This window comes from Planococcus sp. MSAK28401 (genome assembly GCF_018283455.1).
GTDB lineage: Bacteria > Bacillota > Bacilli > Bacillales_A > Planococcaceae > Planococcus > Planococcus alpniumensis.
The window spans coordinates 1033391-1049514 of record NZ_JAAMTH010000001.1; the positions used below are offsets into that span (position 1 = coordinate 1033391).

Genomic DNA, 16124 nt, shown 5'->3' on the forward strand with positions numbered 1-16124 from the left:
ATAAAACAGCAACCGACTGCGAAATGTAGAGTTAATTTGGAACAATTCCACAGCTTTTTGCTTAAAAGTTTGCCGCAAAGGGAAAAGAACAGGTAAACTGTTTTGTAAGGAGACGTGATAGAATGATGACGGAACTGGAATATTTTGAGCATGCCATCTCACTGGAGAAATATATGGCGCAGATGGAATCCAATCAGGAAAAAACCTACACGATCTATGAGAAATTCGAGTTGCCGAATGATCCGGAATTTATCGATATGCTGAAACAGCAGCAATTGAACATCTTGGCGATTACCGAGGATTGGTGCGGCGATGCGATGATGGTCAATCCGATTCTCCGGAAATTGGCAGAAGCGGCGGATCTCGAAGTCCGCTGCGTTTACCGCGACGACAACCCCGAACTTATGGACCGTTATTTGACGAATGGCGGCAAGTCGATCCCGAAATACATTTTCCTATCCGAAAGCGGGGAAGTCAAAGGTTCGTGGGGGCCGCGTTCACCGAAAGTCCAGCAGATGGTCGATGAAAAGAGAGCGAAACTGCCGGAAAAAGAAGATCATCAATACGAGCTGCATTGGAAAACGGTAATCGGGGAGATATCCGACCGTTTCACGTCCGATCCGGAGCTCTGGCAAGATACGTATGAAGACATTCGCAAGAGCTTGCAGAAAAGTTTGGCTTAACCCTATACAGACAGCCGGCTGCAGAATGCCCGTCCGCGGGAACTTTCTGCAGCCCTGTCATGTCCTGTTTCTATAGAATGGTCCAGAAAGGCTGAATCCGATGAAACGAGCACGCATAATTTATAACCCGACATCCGGCAGGGAATTGTTCCGCCGCCACCTTCCGGAAGTGTTGGAAAAGATGGAAATCGCAGGATACGAAACGTCCTGCCATGCGACTACCTGTGAAGGGGACGCAGTGAAAGCGGCGGAATATGCAGTCGAGGGGAAATTTGATTTGGTGGTGGCAGTCGGCGGGGACGGGACACTCAATGAAGTCGTCTCCGGAATTGCCAAATACCCGGTACGCCCGAAAGTGGGCTTGATTCCGATGGGCACGACCAATGATTTTGCTCGAGCTGTGCGCATCCCACGCGACATCAACCGCGCTGTCGATATCATCATCAAAGGCGAATCGATCCCTGTCGATATCGGAGTTATGAACGATGACCGCTATTTCGTCAATATTGCAGGAGGCGGGCGTTTGACCGAATTGACGTATGAAGTCCCGAGCAAGCTCAAGACAGTACTCGGCCAATTGGCGTATTATTTGAAAGGCATCGAGATGATTCCTTCGATTCGCTCTTCCCGTGTCCGCATCGAATACGACGGTCAAGTGTTCGACGATAAAGCAATGATGTTTTTGATCGGCTTGACCAATTCCGTCGGCGGTTTTGAAAAACTGGCGCCGGATGCCAGCATCAACGACGGGAAATTCACCTTGCTCATCTTGAAGGAATTGAATATGGCGGAATTTATCCGTGTGGCATCCCTTGCGCTTCGCGGGGAGCATTTATCCGACCCGCATGTGTTGTATGTGAAAGCGAGCAAGATTTCCGTGACTTCCAATGAACGCGTATTGTTGAACCTTGATGGCGAGTTCGGCGGCATTTTGCCGGCTACTTTCGAAAACTTGGAGCGCCATATTGAAATGTTCGTGCCGCTGGAGTATATCAAAGAAAAAGACCGCAAATGAAAAAGCGATCCGCTCAACCCGAATGGGAATGAGTGGATCGCTTTTTTTGATAGATCAGTATTCCAGCAATTCGATCGCTTCGTCCTGGTCCGCCGCAAGCTTCGGCAAGCCTTCAATCGGCTCCCAGCGATACTGCACGATAAGGCCATTATCGCGCCCTTCGCTTTTGATGGTATGTTCGAATTCGTCGATTTTTTCACCGGTGTATTCAAAATGGAAGATGTTGCGCTCGTACGCTTTGTCTTTATGCGCCGGGTAGTAATTGTATTTGTGGATTTTCCCGACGAATTCCAGCACATCGCGCGGCAAGCCAGTTTCTTCTTTCACTTCGCGGTACAGGGCATCAATCAATAATTCGTCTTCCCCAATCGTTCCGCCTGGCACTTGCAATCCGACTTCGGGTTCGCCTTTGTACTCGAATACGAGCAATTCTCGGTTGTTTTCTTCACCTCTCGTAATATAGGCAAATACCTTTCTGCTTGTTTCCATATGAATCATCCTTTTCTTTTGTTCATTATAGAATACTAAAAATTCAGCAAAATTTCAATGGGGATGTTTTCCTTTTGTCACAGCTTATTCAAACATCGGGCAGAATCGGATGCCTCGCAGAAGTTTATGGGAGGGCCTTTGAGGTACAATAAAACATATAACGGGCTGTGCTTTGGCCCATGTAAAGGGGACGAGAAATTTGGGATTTGAAGATACGGCCTTAATGAGCCGGATACTGACCTTGATGACCCTATCTTTCCACATCATTTACGCGACGATCGGTGTAGGGGTCCCGCTCATGATCATGATCGCCCAATGGGTCGGGATCAGAAAAAAAGACGAACATTACATTCTCCTAGCACGGCGCTGGGCGAGAGGATTTGTTATCACGGTAGCGGTCGGGGTCGTGACCGGTACCGCAATCGGTCTGCAATTATCATTATTGTGGCCGAACTTTATGCAAATGGCAGGGAACGTCATTGCGCTTCCGCTGTTCATGGAAGTCTTCGCGTTTTTCTTTGAAGCGATTTTCCTCGGAATCTATTTGTATACGTGGGACCGTTTTGAAGACCAGCGCAAGCATTTTCTATTGCTGATTCCGGTTGCGCTCGGAGCGGCTGCTTCCTCTGTATTTATCACCATCGTCAATTCATTCATGAATGCGCCGCAAGGGTTTGATGTGTTGAACGGCGAGCTGGTCAATGTGAGCCCGTTGCTCGCGATGTTCAGTCCAGCCGTGCCGACAAAAGTCGCGCACGTCCTGTCGACAGCATTCATGACGAGCGCCTTTGTGTTGGCGTCGATCGCTGCCTTCCGTTTGCTGCGTGGGTCGAATCATATTTACCACAAAAAAGCATTGTTCCTGACAATGAAGCTCGCGCTGGTCTTTTCGGTTGCGACCGCCATCATCGGCGACTTTTCAGGGAAATACTTGGCTGAATACCAGCCAGAGAAACTGGCGGCTGCCGAATGGCATTTTGAAACGGGATCGGAAGCTGAACTGGTGTTGTTCGGTGTATTGGACGGCGAAGAGCCGAAATACGCAATCCGCATTCCATACGCGCTCAGCATTTTGGCGCACGGTGTACCAAGCGGTGAAGTCATCGGCTTGAATGATTTCCCGGAAGATGAAATTCCGCCGCTGTGGATCCATTACCTCTTCGATACGATGGTCACCCTCGGCATGTGGCTCGCGTTCTTCTCCTTCGTTTACGTCGTCGGAGCGTGGCGCGGCTGGTCCATTGTCACAAGGAAATGGTTCCGCTGGCTGACTGTACTGAGCGGGCCACTCGCGATGCTCGCGATACAGGCTGGCTGGTGGTTCACGGAAGTCGGCAGGCAGCCGTGGATCTTGCGCGGCTATATGAAGACCAGTGAAGGGGCAACGACAAGCGGGCAAGTCGATTTGATGATCGTATTGTTCGCCGGCCTCTATGTCATTCTCGGAATCGGAACGGTTGTCGTGTTGTCACGCATGTACAAACGCAACCCAGTCGAGAAAGAATTGGCACAACGTGAATCCGTAAAAGGCGGTGAAGAATAATGACACTCGAAATTATCGGGATTTCCGTTCTTTGGCTGTTTTTGTTCCTCTACGTCATCGTGGCGTCGATTGATTTCGGCGCCGGATTCTTTAACGCTTACAGTGCTTTTTCCGACAAACAGCATATTCTGACAGGCATCATTCAGCGCTATCTGTCGCCAGTATGGGAAGTGACGAACGTCTTTTTCGTGTTCTTCTTCGTCGGCATCATCGGGTTCTTCCCGCAGACAGCGTTCTATTACGGCACGACGCTTCTCGTGCCGGCAAGCATTGCGCTTATTTTGCTGGCAGTGCGTGGTTCGTATTATGCCTTCGCTACTTACGGCGCGAAGATCAACCACCGCGGTTATATCTATATGTACGGTTTATCCGGCCTAATGCTTCCGGCGGCACTGTCGCCGGTGCTGGCCATTTCAGAAGGCGGCTTTATGCGCCTGGAGGGCGGGCAGCCCTCTCTTGATTATTGGGCGCTGTTTACAAGCCCCTTGATGTGGAGCATCGTCGTCTTGAGCATTGCAGCGGTGCTGTATATTTCCGCCGTGTTCTTGACGTGGTATGCGTGGAAAGCAGGAGACGAGAAAGCGACGCAACTTGTCCGCAAGTATGCGCTGATTTGGGCCGGCCCGACAATCATCACTGCGACCGGCATCATTTTTGAACTTCGCGGGCACAACCCGGAACATTATGCGAGCTTGCTCGATCTATGGTGGATGTTCGCGCTGTCGTTCCTGTTGTTCCTGGGTACCGTGTTCTTGATCTGGAAAAAGCGCAATTACGGCTTGGCGTTCATCCTGCTCGTCGGCCAGTTCTTTACCGCGTTTTTTGCCTACGGGGCGTCGCATTACCCGTATTTGCTGTATCCGCACCTGACGATTTACGATAGCTTCACGAATGAATCGATGGCGATCGCCTTGATCATCGCCTTTATCGCAGGGCTGGGGCTATTGCTGCCGTCGCTTTATCTATTATTCCGCCTGTTCCTATTCGACAAAGATTACGTCAAAGGGAAATCGGATTATCATGCCTAAGGAGGCTGTGAAAGATGAATGATTTCTTCATTTTCTATGCGCCGTTTCTGGTGATCATCCTGGCGATTGCCGTCGGTTTCTGGATATCACTGAAAGATGGCCCGGTAACGAAAGAAAAAAAATAAAGCTGTGGCGGGAATTTCCCGCCACAGTTTTTTACTGCTTAAAAAGCGGATATGTTACAATAAGTCAATGTGAAATGGAGTGAACGTAATGAAACCAGTAACGAAAAATGACCGCTTGTCCGTCTATGTCGAAGACTTGACGCATGATGGTGCAGGCGTTGCCAAAGTGGACGGCTACCCGCTGTTCATCAAAGATGCTTTGCCCGGTGAGACCGTAACGGTGCATGTATTGAAAACATTGAAATCTTACGGCTTTGCGAAACTCATCTCGATCGAAGAGAAATCCGCAGACCGCATCGACGCACCTTGCCCGGTGTTTGAGATATGTGGCGGCTGCCAATTGCAGCACCTGTCCTACGAAGGCCAATTGAAATACAAAGAAAAAGTGGTGCGCGATGCGATGGCACGTCTCGGCAAATTGCCGGACGTGCCGGTCCATCCGGTCAAAGGCATGGACAATCCGTGGCGCTACCGCAACAAATCGCAAATTCCGTTCGGCCAAGAAGATGGCCGTGTCGTCGCTGGTTTTTACCAGCCGCGCTCACACCGTATTGCGGATACCGATATCTGCTTGATCCAGACACCGGAAGCGGATATTTTGATGGCGTCGCTCAAGCGTAATTTGCAGGATATGGGCATCGAGCCGTATGAAGAAAAGACGCATCGCGGCATGCTGCGCCACGTCGTCCTGCGAAAAGGGCGCGTGACGGGCGAATTGATGGTCGTGTTGGTGACGAAGAAGCAGAAATTCCCGCAAGCAGAGCGCGCCGTGGAAGCAATTCGTGCGGCATTGCCTGAGGTCACGTCAATCATGCAGAACGTCAATCCAGAAAAGACCAATGTCATTTTCGGGAATGAAACGATCAATCTATGGGGCAAAGACATCATCGAAGACCGGATCGGCGATGTACGCTTTGAGATCTCCGCGCGATCGTTCTATCAAGTCAACCCGGAACAGACGGAAGTACTATACGGGCAGGCGCTTGATTACGCGGGACTGACAGGAACGGAAACGGTGATCGATGCGTATTGTGGCATCGGCACGATTTCGCTGTTCCTTGCACAGCGCGCAAAATTCGTCATGGGTGTCGAGATCGTCCCGCAAGCGATCGAAGACGCCAAACGCAACGCCGATTTGAACGGCTTTACGAATACCTTATTTGAAGCAGGACCCGCCGAAGAAGTCATTCCGCGTTGGTACAAAGACGGCAAACAAGCGGATGTGCTTGTCGTCGATCCGCCGCGCAAAGGTTGCGACGAAGCGCTTCTTCAAACGATGCTCGAACAGAAGCCAGAGCGCATCGTTTACGTCTCCTGCAACCCGGCGACGCTGGCACGCGATTTGCGCATCTTGGAAGACGGCGGCTACCGGACGCAGGAAGTCCAGCCGGTCGATATGTTCCCGCAGACGACCCATGTCGAATGCGTCGCGTGGCTAACGAGAAGTTGATGGGCTTCCAATAAGAATGAATTATTGATTTATGGAAAATAATGAAATTTAATAGTCGACCCCCAATGATTGTTCTTTGAACAGTATTGGGGGTTTTATTATGGCAGAGGAAAACGAAACTGGGGACTTTAGGTGGAAGGAATATTTTACGTGACAGGGAAGTAGTCAGGCAATGATGGATAAAGCGCCAAAAAGGAATTGCGTATGCTTCAACGAAGGAGGGAACGGTATGAAAATCGGCATTATCGTGCATTCCCAGACCGGACATACCTTGCTTGTCGGTGAACGGCTTCGTGAAAAATTGCAAGGCGATGGACACGAAGTCAGTTTAATGAGGATGCAAAATCTCGAGAACGAAGAAGCGAAAAATCCAACAGATGTCCAATTGGATTCATTGCCGGAAACCAAAGGATATGATGCTTTGGTTTTTGGCGCATGGGTACAGGGCTTTACGCTATGTCCTGGATTTATAAAGTATGCGGAACAACTTCCGGATCTCAGCCAAACACCGGTATCTTGTTTCTTGACGCAGCAATTCCGCTATAAATGGATGGGTGGCAATAGGGCCATGTCCAAAATGACGACATCGCTTGAAGCAAAAGGGGCAGTGGTCAAATCGACCGCCATCATCAATTGGTCCAACAAAAAAAGGGATCAGCAAATCGAGGGATTGATGGAACGCTTCAGCAGCCAGTACAAAGTTTAGGCAATGGCAAGGGAGCATTTTAGGTAGCAAGAAAGGGAGCCGGAGATCATGTCAAAAACCCAATTTAAACGGCTGGTGGATGACGCGCAGTCACTGGAATTGTTCAGGGAGTTGAATGTTTTGTTTGCGGATGCATTTGAAGAGGACGAAACGTATCTCGGAAACCCGCCTTCCGATGGCTATCTCCAATCTTTATTGGCAAAAGAGCATGTCCTCGTTTGTGTTGTGTTGTCCGGCGGTGAACTTGCAGGCGGGCTTGTCGCCTATGTACTGGATAAATTCGAGCAGCAGCGGAAGGAAGTATACATTTATGATTTGGCAGTGGCCAGCAAATACCGCAGAAGAAAAGTCGCGACCGGGCTGATTCAGTTTGTCCAGGCGCAAGCGCAAGGTTTAGGCGCATGGGTTGTCTTTGTCCAAGCGGATCCTGTGGACACAGCTGCCGTGAAACTATATAGCTCGCTCGGCACGCGGGAAGATGTATTTCATTTTGATTTCAGCTTAGAGGAAAATGAATGATAACCATTTTAGTTGTTTAGTGCGCCGCGTTAAAGCAGGACAACAGACGCTAACCATGGAAGTAGATGTAGAGAGCTTTCAGGAGGAGGATTAGCGATGTACGAACAAAAAACGAAAGAGCACGAAGGCAGCGTTATTGAATTCATCGAGTCGATCGAAAAGCCGTCAAAAAAAGAAGATGCTTACCGGCTGCTGGAGATTTTTGAACAAGCGACCGGCCATCCAGCGAAAATGTGGGGTGACAGCATAATCGGTTTCGGTTCCTATCATTACCGCTACGCAACCGGTCATGAAGGCGATGCACCGCTCGCTGGATTTTCCCCGCGCAAAGCGAAAATTAGCTTATACCTGACAGGCTGCGCAGAAAAAGAGCCAGATGCGCTTGAGCGTCTGGGAAAATGTACAGCGGGCAAATCCTGCATCTACATCAATAAGCTGAGCGATATCGATCCGGAAGTGCTAAAAGAATTGATCCAAAATGCAGCAGCGTATTTGCAGGAGCGCTACCCTGATAAAGGGTGAGTTTAAATTTGTCGAAACCAGGGCGGCCCGAAAAATTATCGGCAGTTTTTCTTTTGGCAGGTTTTAGGCTGTGATCGTTTCGGGTATAGAAATAGTGATACTATCTGCAAGGAGAGAAGAAGCACGATGGAACACATACCCGAGTCGAAATTCGAAGACAAACGGTCGATGGTCATTGATGAGCTCGTTTCGAAGAATGTCTTCAAGATCAACGGCAGGCAGCTTTACGAACTGTCCTTATATGAACTGTTAAAGGAATACACCGATAAAAGCCTAAGCTCATGAGCTCAGGCTTTTTTAGATATCTACGGTCCTGGATGAAGGGCTTATTTTGCACCATGTGGGAGGAACAGGCATGCATCATCAAAAACTGGAAGACTACCGCAAAAACAAGCTTGACGAAATGACAATTGCTGAATTGCAAAAAGAAATGGAAACAGGCAATCTGACGTCGGAAGAACTCGTGCTGATGTATAAAGAAAATATTTCGCTGCGCGATAAAAATACCCACGCCGTGCTCGAGATCAACCCGAACGCCTTGCTCGCTGCCCAGGCGATGGATTTTGAGCGCGAGCATAAAGGGCCGCGCTCGAAATTGCACGGCATCCCTCTGCTCGTGAAAGACAATATGGACAGCGGCGATAAAATGCATACAAGCGCCGGTTCACTCGCCATGGCAGACCATTACGCGCTACGCGATGCGAAAGTGGTGGAAAAGCTGCGTGCGGCGGGGGCGATCATCCTTGGAAAAACGAATATGACCGAGTGGGCGAATTTCATGAGCGATAAAATGACCAATGGCTATAGCTCGCGCGGCGGCCAAGTGAAGAACCCGTACGGCCCTTTCGATGTTGGCGGGTCGAGTTCGGGGTCGGCGGCCGGAGTGGCTTCGAATTTGGCTTCCGCTGCGGTCGGGACGGAGACTTCCGGTTCGATCATCAACCCCGCGGCACAGAACAGCCTTGTTGGCATTAAGCCAACGATCGGCCTCATCAGCCGCGCAGGGATCATTCCTTTATCGCACACGCAAGACACTGCCGGGCCGCTTGCGCGTAAAGTGGAAGATGCAGTGGCGGTGTTCGCAGCTTTGATCGGGACAGACCCGGAAGACGAAATCACGCTGTTTGCCGAACAGTTCAAGGGCTATGATTGGCAGCAGCATTTGAAAAAGGACGGGTTGTCTGGCGTCGTACTCGGCGTGGACCGCCAATTGTTCAAAGATATCACGGCAGAGCAATCCGCCGCATTCGAACGGGCCATGGAACAGCTGCGCGCATGCGGAGCCGCCATCAAGGAAGTCGATCTTGGCGCCGATCAGGAAGATCTCGGTTTTGCGGTGCTGCTTCACGAATTCAAGTCAGACTTAAACGCTTATTTGGCGCGTTCGAATCCAGACCACCGGATCCGTTCAATGAGTGACATCATTTCATATAATGAAGAGCATGCGGAGCAGACGTTGAAATTCGGCCAGAATCTATTGGAGCAAGCCAATGGCATGAGCGGGAACTTGACGGAGAGGGAGTATGTCGAGGCGCTCGAACGCAACCGCTTCCTAGCAGCTGAACAAGGCATGAATAAGCGCCTCGGGCAAGCCGGAGCAGATGCGCTTATTCTGCCAAAGGATTTCGGCTGCAATATCGGGGCCGCTGCCGGATTCCCTTCGATCACCGTGCCAGCCGGCTTGACGGAATCAGGCGAACCGTTCGGCATCACGTTTGCCGGTCAGGCATTCGATGAACCGAAGTTAATTGAATATGCTTATACTTTTGAACAAGCAACAGCGGGGCGGAGGCGTCCCAACTAAAAAAATCCCCATCCTTGGAACGTTCTCCAGGGAAGGGGATTTTTCATTTGATTTGGCGCCATACCTGTTCCAAAAAAATCTGCAGTTCGGCATCGTCCGTGCTTTGGCCTAAAGTAGTCAGCACGCTATTGATAATCGCTTTGCGCGGATTTGGAACCGTTAGTTCATCGGCAAGGAACGCGATCAATTGCTGCAAGTCCGGATTTTTTTCAGCAGCGGCAAGCGCCTGCAATTGTTTGGCGCTGTCGGCTAAAGTCGGCAACTGACCGTTTTGCTCCAGCAGATGCTCAGATAAAAACCGCTTGCCGTCTTTCAATTGGTTCGCAACCGCTTGCTTCATGCGATGGACGATATAGACCGTCAGTTCATCAAGCGGCAGCTGCTGGCCGGTGCCGAGCCGCCAAACATGCATCAATTGCTGGAGCGCCCCATTGGCCGTCGCGGCATTCTCGAGAGCATAAGGACGCGCCTCTTCACCGAACATATCCACAATGCGGCTGCTCAGCCACTTGAGCTCTGCAATGTACTGGCTTTTCCCGAAAGCTTTCAATTCTTCGTCTTGTGAATAGAAGATGCTTTCGTACAAGGAGAATAGGTTCTTCTCATGATTCATGCGGATGCGAATCGCCAATTGCCTGGCGAACAGGTCCGTGTCGGATGGAGATTCCCCGAAAGCGGCGGCAATGCGTTGCGCACGGATATCTTCGCTGATCGACTCCATTAAAGCGATCAGGCATTCCGATTTCGACGTGAAGTAGTTATAGAAAGTGCCTTTGGAGATGCCGGCTTCATCCAGAATGTCCTGGATGGATGAAGCGTTATAGCCTTTCTGGATGAACAGGCGATGGGCGGCATGGATGATTTGCTGTTTTTTAGGATTCATAATATCCCCTTTTTGGACTGTTAGTATAAAAAAAGCATACCGCCAAAAGCTGGTGAAATCAATGTTTCAAACTTATTGTCTGTTCTCAGTACGTCTTTCTTGTAAAAATTATACCATGAGTATAAAATATGTCGATAGAGTATAATCAGCCGAATCAAGTCGGCGAGACGGAGGAAAGAAACATGAAAGAAACAACGAAACCACCTTATGCAATCATTGCCATTTTGTTCACTGGAGCATTTGTGGCGATTTTCAACCAAACCCTTTTGAATATTGCCCTTCCGGAAATCATGATCGATCTTCAAGTTGACGCTGCAACAGCCCAATGGCTCGTCACGGGTTATATGCTCGTCAACGGCATTCTGATTCCGGCGAGCGCTTATTTGATCCAACGCTATTCAAACCGGGCCATCTTCATTGTCGCGATGTCCTTATTCTCGCTCGGAACCTTGCTCGCGGGAGTGGCGCCGACCTTTGCTGTCCTATTGATCGGCCGCATGGTCCAGGCATCAGGCGCTGCACTCATGATGCCTTTATTGATGAATGTCATGCTCGCTGCGTTCCCGGTCGAAAAAAGAGGGCAAGCGATGGGCGTCTTCGGGATGGTCATGGTCGTCGCGCCGGCAATCGGCCCGACGCTCTCGGGCTTTATCGTCCAAACCTACTCCTGGAGAGTGTTGTTTTTCATCGTATTGCCGGTAGCCTTGATCCCGTTATTGCTTGGGATCTTCAAATTAAAAAACTTGACGTTCCAAAACCGCGAGCTATCGCTTGACCCATTGTCTCTTGTTTTATCAAGCCTAGGGTTCGGGGGATTGCTTTACGGATTCAGTTCGGCCGGCTCCCTCGGCTGGGAAAATCCAGCTGTCTATTTGACAATAGCGGTCGGCCTCCTGTCCTTAACAGCCTTTGCATTCCGCCAAATGAAGCTTAAAGAGCCGCTATTGGAACTGCGCGTCTATAAGCATCCGATGTTCGCATTGTCTTCGGTCATTTCAGTCACTTTGTCGATGGCAATGTTTTCGGCCATGATCCTCATGCCGATCTACATCCAGACCATTAAAGGCATCTCGCCAATCCAATCCGGTTTGATGATGCTGCCCGGCGCGCTCGTCATGGGGGTCATGTCCCCGATTACCGGACGCATTTTTGACCGATACGGTGCTAAAGTGCTGGCACTTCCTGGCTTGGCCCTTGTGGTCATCACCACCTATTTATTCAGCAATCTGACGCTTGATACAGGTTACTATGAAATCATGGCAATCTATACATTGCGCATGTTCGGCATTTCGATGGTCATGATGCCAGTCATGACCAATGGGCTCAACCAATTGCCGATGAAATCCTATCCGCACGGCACAGCCATCAACAATACCTTGCAGCAAGTTTCCGGCGCAATTGGTTCTGCGTTTCTCGTGACCTTGATGAATACGCGCACCGAAGCGACTGTCCAAGACCTGGTCGCTTCCGGCACAAGCCCGCAGGAAGCGACCATTCCTGCCATGCTTGAAGGCATCAATTTCTCGTTTACGGTATCGACTTATATCGCGCTCGCTGCGTTTCTGTTGGCGTTATTCATTAAAAAGCCCAACCAGAAAGCGACAGAAAGACAAAAAGAACGCGTCTATAAACAACGCTATGCAGATTGAAAAGAGGCAGTTCCTTTTAAAAAAGGAACCGCCTTTTCATTTGCCGAAAAAGGCGGCGGGGAGCCGAATATGGTACACTTAAGGCATCGAAAAGAAGGTGGAATGGCACATGAATTTTATAGAAGAATTAAGTCCTGTCTGGCAGGATAAATGGAAGCAAACCGGCTTTACCGAGGCGATGCCGATCCAGGAACAGATGATTCCGGAAATGCTCGCAGGAAATGACATCGTAGCGGAATCTCCGACTGGTTCAGGGAAAACGCTGGCATATCTTTTGCCGATTTTGGAACGCGTTAACCCGAAAAAACCAAATACGCAGGCGATGATTATCGCGCCTTCACAAGAGCTCGCGATGCAGATCGTCAACGTCTTGCGTGAGTGGACAACCGGGACGGATGTGACCGTCACGCCATTGATCGGCGGCGCCAATATCCAGCGTCAATTGGATAAATTGAAGAAGAAACCGACAATCGTCGTTGGCACACCTGGCCGCTTGAATGAACTGGTCAAGACGAAAAAACTCAAGATGCATGAAGTGCGCATCATGGTACTCGATGAAGGCGACCAATTGATGGCGCGTGAACACCGTGGCATCATGAAGGACCTCATTGAAAAAACGCAGCAAGATCGCCAGCTGGTGTTGGTATCAGCGACCATTACAGAGGAAATCGAATTGGTGGCGGAACGCTTGATGAAACATCCGACCCGGCTGCAAGTATCCGCCGAAGATTTGCCGAAGCAAGGCAAAGTGACGCATTCGTTCGTCAAAGTCGATGAACGCGACAAAACCGATTTGCTCCGCAGCCTGTCGCATATGGAAGGCATCAAGGGCTTGGCGTTCGTCAATAACTTGGACCAAGTGCTGATGAAGGAAAGCAAACTGAAATTCCGCGACGCAAAAATCGCGACTTTGCATTCCGAAATGAAAAAAGAAGAACGCAAGAAAGCATTGGACGATTTCCGCAAAGGCGACACGGCTGTCTTGATTGCGACCGAAGTGGCAGCGCGCGGACTTGATATTGACCAATTGACGCATGTGATTCACGTTGATGCACCCATGACTTTGGAGCAGTATTTGCACCGTTCCGGCAGAACCGGGCGTGCGGGAGCCGATGGTGAAGTATTGACGCTTCTGGCTTATGCGGATGAAAAGCATTATAAGAAACTGACGAAAGAATTGCCCAACAAGCCGGTGCAGAAAATCATGCATGGCGGCGAATTGGTGGAAGGCAACAGCAAAACCGTTTCAGAAAAGGGGAAAAAATAATGAGCTTTCAGGAAAAGTTAGCGCAATATGCGGAATTGACCGTCCGTTTTGGCGTCAATGTCCAGCCGGGGCAGGAGCTGTTGATTGCGACGACGACGGATACCGTGGAATTCACGCGCTTGGTGGTTGAGAAAGCCTATGAGGCTGGCGCTAAGCAAGTCCATATCGCGTTCTCTGACGAATCAGTTACACGAACGCATTACGAAATGGCACCGGACGCGGCGTTCCACGAATTTCCGGATTGGGTCGTCAAACAGCGCGACGCCATCATCGACCATAAAGGAGCATTCCTGTGGATCGATGCGGAAGACCCGGACTTACTGACCGGTATTCCGGCAAAACGCCTGAGCGATGCCCAGAAATCTGCAGGAAAAGCATTGGAACGCTACCGACAGGCTGTTGGATCCGATAAGATCGCTTGGTCGATCGTCGCGATCCCTTCTGAAAAATGGGCACAAAAAGTGTTTCCGGACGAAGAGGATCAGATGGCCGCTTTATGGCAAGCGATTTTCCAGACCGTGCGCATCGGAGACGGTGACGCAGTCGCATTATGGCAAGACCATATCGCCAACTTGGAACGGCGTGCAGCCGCATTGAACGAGCGGCGCTACCGGAAATTGCATTACCGTGCGCCAGGCACCGATTTGACGATCGGCTTGCCAGATGGCCATATTTGGATGAGCGGCGCTTCCCGCACACCGGACCATGTGCCGTTCATCGCCAATATGCCGACCGAGGAAGTCTATACCGTGCCGGCCAAACTGGAAGTCGAAGGCACCGTGCGCAACACGAAGCCGCTCGTCTATCAAGGCAATATCATCGATGGCTTCACTTTGGGCTTTGAAAACGGCCGTATCACAAAAGCGCAAGCGGAAGTCGGGCAAGAACTGCTGGATGAATTGATTTCAGCTGACGAAGGCGCAGCATATCTTGGGGAAGTGGCGCTTGTCCCGGTTGAATCGCCGATTTCGGCTTCCGGCATTTTGTTCTACAACACTTTATTCGACGAAAATGCATCAAACCATTTAGCGATCGGGGATTCCTACCCGACATGTCTCGAAGGCGGAAAAGACTTAGAGCGCGATCAATTGGAGAATTACGGATTGAATACATCGATCGTCCATGAAGATTTCATGATCGGCTCGAGCGAGATGGATATCGACGGTATTACGGAAGACGGCAAAACCGAAGCGATTTTCCGAAAAGGAAATTGGGCATTCTAACGAGGTGAGCAGATGAAGAAGACAGCAAGTGCGGTAGCGGCAGGGCTATTGCTTGCGGCAGCCGGAAATACGGTATATGCAGAGCCGCAAGTGCCGGCGGCTTATGTGGCGATCGGCGATTCACTGGCGGCAGGCCAGACGCCGAACCGGGCAATCGACAGCGGCTATGCGGATTTGATTGCACAGGAATTGACACGCAATCAGCCGCTTGCGTTCTATTCGAAAGACTTGGCTTTTCCTGGATTCACCACAAGTGATGTCTTGGAAAGCATCGAGTCGGATGAAGCAAAAGAGCTGCTGGGCTCAGCGAACATCATCACGGTTTCTGCCGGCGCGAATGATTTGCTGCGCCTTGTGCAAGCAAATGCCGCTGAAGGGGCTTTGAGCTTTGAGGAGATCCCGGCAGATTATGCGCTGAATGCGGCCCGTAAAAATGTGGAAAAGATCCTTTCTGAGCTGGAGGAGCTTGCGCCTTCAGCAGATGTCTACGTAATGGGCTATTATTTCGCTTATCCGCATGCACGGGATAGCCAAAAGCAAGGCACAGCGAAGCAGCTGGAGCTACTAAACGCTATTCTGAAACAGGAAGCGGAACAGGCAGGCGTAACATTTGTCGATGTAGCCGATCGTTTCGGTGAGGATGCGGTGGAACTCGTCCCGAATTCTGGAGACGTCCATCCGAACGTGGATGGCTACCAGGAGATGGCGAATGCATTCTTCGAGCATTACGGGGGAGAGTTGGAAGTAGAGGATGCAGAACTTCCTGAACCGGCGCCTGTAACGTTCGAAGAGATCCAGCAAATGCAGGAACAGGAAGAGCCGTCAGATGGAGCGGATGGGGCAGATGAAGAGCCCGCTTCTGAAGACGCTTCAGGTGACGATTCTGCCACCAAGCCTTCGGACGGCAAGACTCTGGATTATCTAGCGATCCGCCAGGCATTGCCGCTCATTTAAGAATATTGAACCCTATAAAAAAGGCCGGAGAAAATGGATCATTTTCTCCGGCCTTTTATCGTTCAGCGGCTTTTTCGTGAGTCGCTGCGGTTGCGCGTATCGTTTTCATTATTTACGTTATTCTTTTTTCGGTTGTTCATCACTTTACGGATGATCGGGTAAGCAATCGGCGCATATTTTATCGCAGATTTGACAATTCTTCCAATAGCCATATTTATCGCTCCATTCATTTTTTCGTATTGAGGTTTAATAAAGTTTTCCCGA

The 16124-nt window shown here is 50.2% G+C and carries 18 protein-coding genes; 15 read left to right on the plus strand and 3 right to left on the minus strand.

The features are described 5' to 3' along the window. The first annotated feature begins 122 nt into the window (after positions 1 to 122). Complete coding sequence (locus tag G3255_RS05180) at positions 123 to 683, plus strand: thioredoxin family protein (protein WP_211653599.1); 561 nt, start codon at positions 123 to 125, stop codon at positions 681 to 683. A gap of 100 nt (positions 684 to 783) precedes the next feature. After that, entirely contained in the window at positions 784 to 1698 is a 915-nt protein-coding gene (locus G3255_RS05185) for a diacylglycerol kinase (RefSeq protein WP_211653600.1), read from the plus strand. A 54-nt stretch (positions 1699 to 1752) separates the two neighbouring features. Here the strand turns inward: G3255_RS05185 and G3255_RS05190 are convergent, their stop codons facing one another. Then, the gene (locus tag G3255_RS05190) at positions 1753 to 2187 is read right to left on the minus strand and encodes an NUDIX hydrolase (protein ID WP_101189869.1); all 435 of its coding nucleotides are present in this window, start codon (positions 2185 to 2187) and stop codon (positions 1753 to 1755) included. A 199-nt stretch (positions 2188 to 2386) separates the two neighbouring features. Here G3255_RS05190 and G3255_RS05195 point away from each other — a divergent pair, with 199 nt between their 5' ends. The 9 genes from G3255_RS05195 (at position 2387) to G3255_RS05230 (ending at position 9884) form a co-directional block, all read left to right on the plus strand. Next, positions 2387 to 3730, plus strand: coding sequence for a cytochrome ubiquinol oxidase subunit I (locus G3255_RS05195; protein WP_211653601.1), 1344 nt, complete (start codon positions 2387 to 2389; stop codon positions 3728 to 3730). Continuing rightward, the gene (locus tag G3255_RS05200) at positions 3730 to 4758 is read left to right on the plus strand and encodes a cytochrome d ubiquinol oxidase subunit II (RefSeq protein ID WP_211653602.1); all 1029 of its coding nucleotides are present in this window, start codon (positions 3730 to 3732) and stop codon (positions 4756 to 4758) included. The genes G3255_RS05195 and G3255_RS05200 overlap by 1 nt, the downstream gene beginning before the upstream one ends. 14 nt (positions 4759 to 4772) lie before the next feature. Next, positions 4773 to 4883: a cytochrome bd oxidase small subunit CydS family protein gene (gene cydS, locus G3255_RS20375; RefSeq protein ID WP_425281635.1), complete on the plus strand. Its 111-nt coding sequence runs from the start codon at positions 4773 to 4775 to the stop codon at positions 4881 to 4883. Positions 4884 to 4971: 88 nt separating this feature from the next. Continuing rightward, a complete protein-coding gene (gene rlmD, locus G3255_RS05205) occupies positions 4972 to 6333 on the plus strand; it encodes a 23S rRNA (uracil(1939)-C(5))-methyltransferase RlmD (protein WP_211653603.1) in 1362 nt (453 codons plus the stop codon). 229 nt (positions 6334 to 6562) lie between these two features. Then, on the plus strand, positions 6563 to 7039 hold the full coding sequence (locus G3255_RS05210; protein WP_211653604.1) for a flavodoxin family protein: 477 nt from the start codon (positions 6563 to 6565) through the stop codon (positions 7037 to 7039). A 48-nt stretch (positions 7040 to 7087) separates the two neighbouring features. After that, the gene (locus G3255_RS05215) at positions 7088 to 7558 is read left to right on the plus strand and encodes a GNAT family N-acetyltransferase (protein ID WP_211653605.1); all 471 of its coding nucleotides are present in this window, start codon (positions 7088 to 7090) and stop codon (positions 7556 to 7558) included. Positions 7559 to 7654: 96 nt separating this feature from the next. Further along, the gene (locus tag G3255_RS05220) at positions 7655 to 8080 is read left to right on the plus strand and encodes a DUF1801 domain-containing protein (RefSeq protein WP_211653606.1); all 426 of its coding nucleotides are present in this window, start codon (positions 7655 to 7657) and stop codon (positions 8078 to 8080) included. A 126-nt stretch (positions 8081 to 8206) separates the two neighbouring features. Further along, positions 8207 to 8365 carry a Fur-regulated basic protein FbpA gene (gene fbpA / locus G3255_RS05225; RefSeq protein WP_083509116.1) on the plus strand — a complete coding sequence of 53 codons (159 nt, stop codon included), beginning with the start codon at positions 8207 to 8209 and terminating at the stop codon, positions 8363 to 8365. A gap of 70 nt (positions 8366 to 8435) precedes the next feature. After that, positions 8436 to 9884 carry an amidase family protein gene (locus G3255_RS05230; protein WP_211653607.1) on the plus strand — a complete coding sequence of 483 codons (1449 nt, stop codon included), beginning with the start codon at positions 8436 to 8438 and terminating at the stop codon, positions 9882 to 9884. 43 nt (positions 9885 to 9927) lie between these two features. Here G3255_RS05230 and G3255_RS05235 read toward each other — a convergent pair whose 3' ends face one another. Continuing rightward, entirely contained in the window at positions 9928 to 10767 is an 840-nt protein-coding gene (locus G3255_RS05235) for a TetR/AcrR family transcriptional regulator (protein WP_211653608.1), read from the minus strand. A gap of 182 nt (positions 10768 to 10949) precedes the next feature. Between G3255_RS05235 and G3255_RS05240 the strand changes: the two genes are divergently transcribed. The 4 genes from G3255_RS05240 (at position 10950) to G3255_RS05255 (ending at position 15860) form a co-directional block, all read left to right on the plus strand. After that, positions 10950 to 12416 carry an MDR family MFS transporter gene (locus G3255_RS05240; RefSeq protein ID WP_211653609.1) on the plus strand — a complete coding sequence of 489 codons (1467 nt, stop codon included), beginning with the start codon at positions 10950 to 10952 and terminating at the stop codon, positions 12414 to 12416. A 109-nt stretch (positions 12417 to 12525) separates the two neighbouring features. Beyond that, positions 12526 to 13683, plus strand: coding sequence for a DEAD/DEAH box helicase (locus G3255_RS05245; RefSeq protein ID WP_211653610.1), 1158 nt, complete (start codon positions 12526 to 12528; stop codon positions 13681 to 13683). Continuing rightward, positions 13683 to 14906, plus strand: a complete 1224-nt coding sequence (locus G3255_RS05250) for an aminopeptidase (protein ID WP_211653611.1) — start codon at positions 13683 to 13685, stop codon at positions 14904 to 14906. Before G3255_RS05245 ends, G3255_RS05250 begins: the two co-directional genes overlap by 1 nt. Positions 14907 to 14918: 12 nt before the next feature. Further along, the gene (locus G3255_RS05255) at positions 14919 to 15860 is read left to right on the plus strand and encodes an SGNH/GDSL hydrolase family protein (RefSeq protein ID WP_211653612.1); all 942 of its coding nucleotides are present in this window, start codon (positions 14919 to 14921) and stop codon (positions 15858 to 15860) included. 62 nt (positions 15861 to 15922) lie between these two features. Here G3255_RS05255 and yxzF read toward each other — a convergent pair whose 3' ends face one another. Continuing rightward, positions 15923 to 16072: a small protein YxzF gene (gene yxzF, locus G3255_RS05260; protein ID WP_211653613.1), complete on the minus strand. Its 150-nt coding sequence runs from the start codon at positions 16070 to 16072 to the stop codon at positions 15923 to 15925. Between the last annotated feature and the right edge of the window lie 52 nt (positions 16073 to 16124).

What these genes read in the sequence shown, in the direction of transcription:
- G3255_RS05180 (WP_211653599.1), top strand. Translation starts at nt 123, where the DNA reads ATGATGACGGAACTGGAATATTTTGAGCATGCCATCTCACTGGAGAAA.
- G3255_RS05185 (WP_211653600.1), top strand. Translation starts at nt 784, where the DNA reads ATGAAACGAGCACGCATAATTTATAACCCGACATCCGGCAGGGAATTG.
- G3255_RS05190 (WP_101189869.1), bottom strand. Translation starts at nt 2,187, where the DNA reads ATGGAAACAAGCAGAAAGGTATTTGCCTATATTACGAGAGGTGAAGAA.
- G3255_RS05200 (WP_211653602.1), top strand. Translation starts at nt 3,730, where the DNA reads ATGACACTCGAAATTATCGGGATTTCCGTTCTTTGGCTGTTTTTGTTC.
- cydS (WP_425281635.1), top strand. Translation starts at nt 4,773, where the DNA reads ATGAATGATTTCTTCATTTTCTATGCGCCGTTTCTGGTGATCATCCTG.
- rlmD (WP_211653603.1), top strand. Translation starts at nt 4,972, where the DNA reads ATGAAACCAGTAACGAAAAATGACCGCTTGTCCGTCTATGTCGAAGAC.
- G3255_RS05210 (WP_211653604.1), top strand. Translation starts at nt 6,563, where the DNA reads ATGAAAATCGGCATTATCGTGCATTCCCAGACCGGACATACCTTGCTT.
- G3255_RS05215 (WP_211653605.1), top strand. Translation starts at nt 7,088, where the DNA reads ATGTCAAAAACCCAATTTAAACGGCTGGTGGATGACGCGCAGTCACTG.
- G3255_RS05220 (WP_211653606.1), top strand. Translation starts at nt 7,655, where the DNA reads ATGTACGAACAAAAAACGAAAGAGCACGAAGGCAGCGTTATTGAATTC.
- fbpA (WP_083509116.1), top strand. Translation starts at nt 8,207, where the DNA reads ATGGAACACATACCCGAGTCGAAATTCGAAGACAAACGGTCGATGGTC.
- G3255_RS05230 (WP_211653607.1), top strand. Translation starts at nt 8,436, where the DNA reads ATGCATCATCAAAAACTGGAAGACTACCGCAAAAACAAGCTTGACGAA.
- G3255_RS05235 (WP_211653608.1), bottom strand. Translation starts at nt 10,767, where the DNA reads ATGAATCCTAAAAAACAGCAAATCATCCATGCCGCCCATCGCCTGTTC.
- G3255_RS05240 (WP_211653609.1), top strand. Translation starts at nt 10,950, where the DNA reads ATGAAAGAAACAACGAAACCACCTTATGCAATCATTGCCATTTTGTTC.
- G3255_RS05245 (WP_211653610.1), top strand. Translation starts at nt 12,526, where the DNA reads ATGAATTTTATAGAAGAATTAAGTCCTGTCTGGCAGGATAAATGGAAG.
- G3255_RS05250 (WP_211653611.1), top strand. Translation starts at nt 13,683, where the DNA reads ATGAGCTTTCAGGAAAAGTTAGCGCAATATGCGGAATTGACCGTCCGT.
- G3255_RS05255 (WP_211653612.1), top strand. Translation starts at nt 14,919, where the DNA reads ATGAAGAAGACAGCAAGTGCGGTAGCGGCAGGGCTATTGCTTGCGGCA.
- yxzF (WP_211653613.1), bottom strand. Translation starts at nt 16,072, where the DNA reads ATGGCTATTGGAAGAATTGTCAAATCTGCGATAAAATATGCGCCGATT.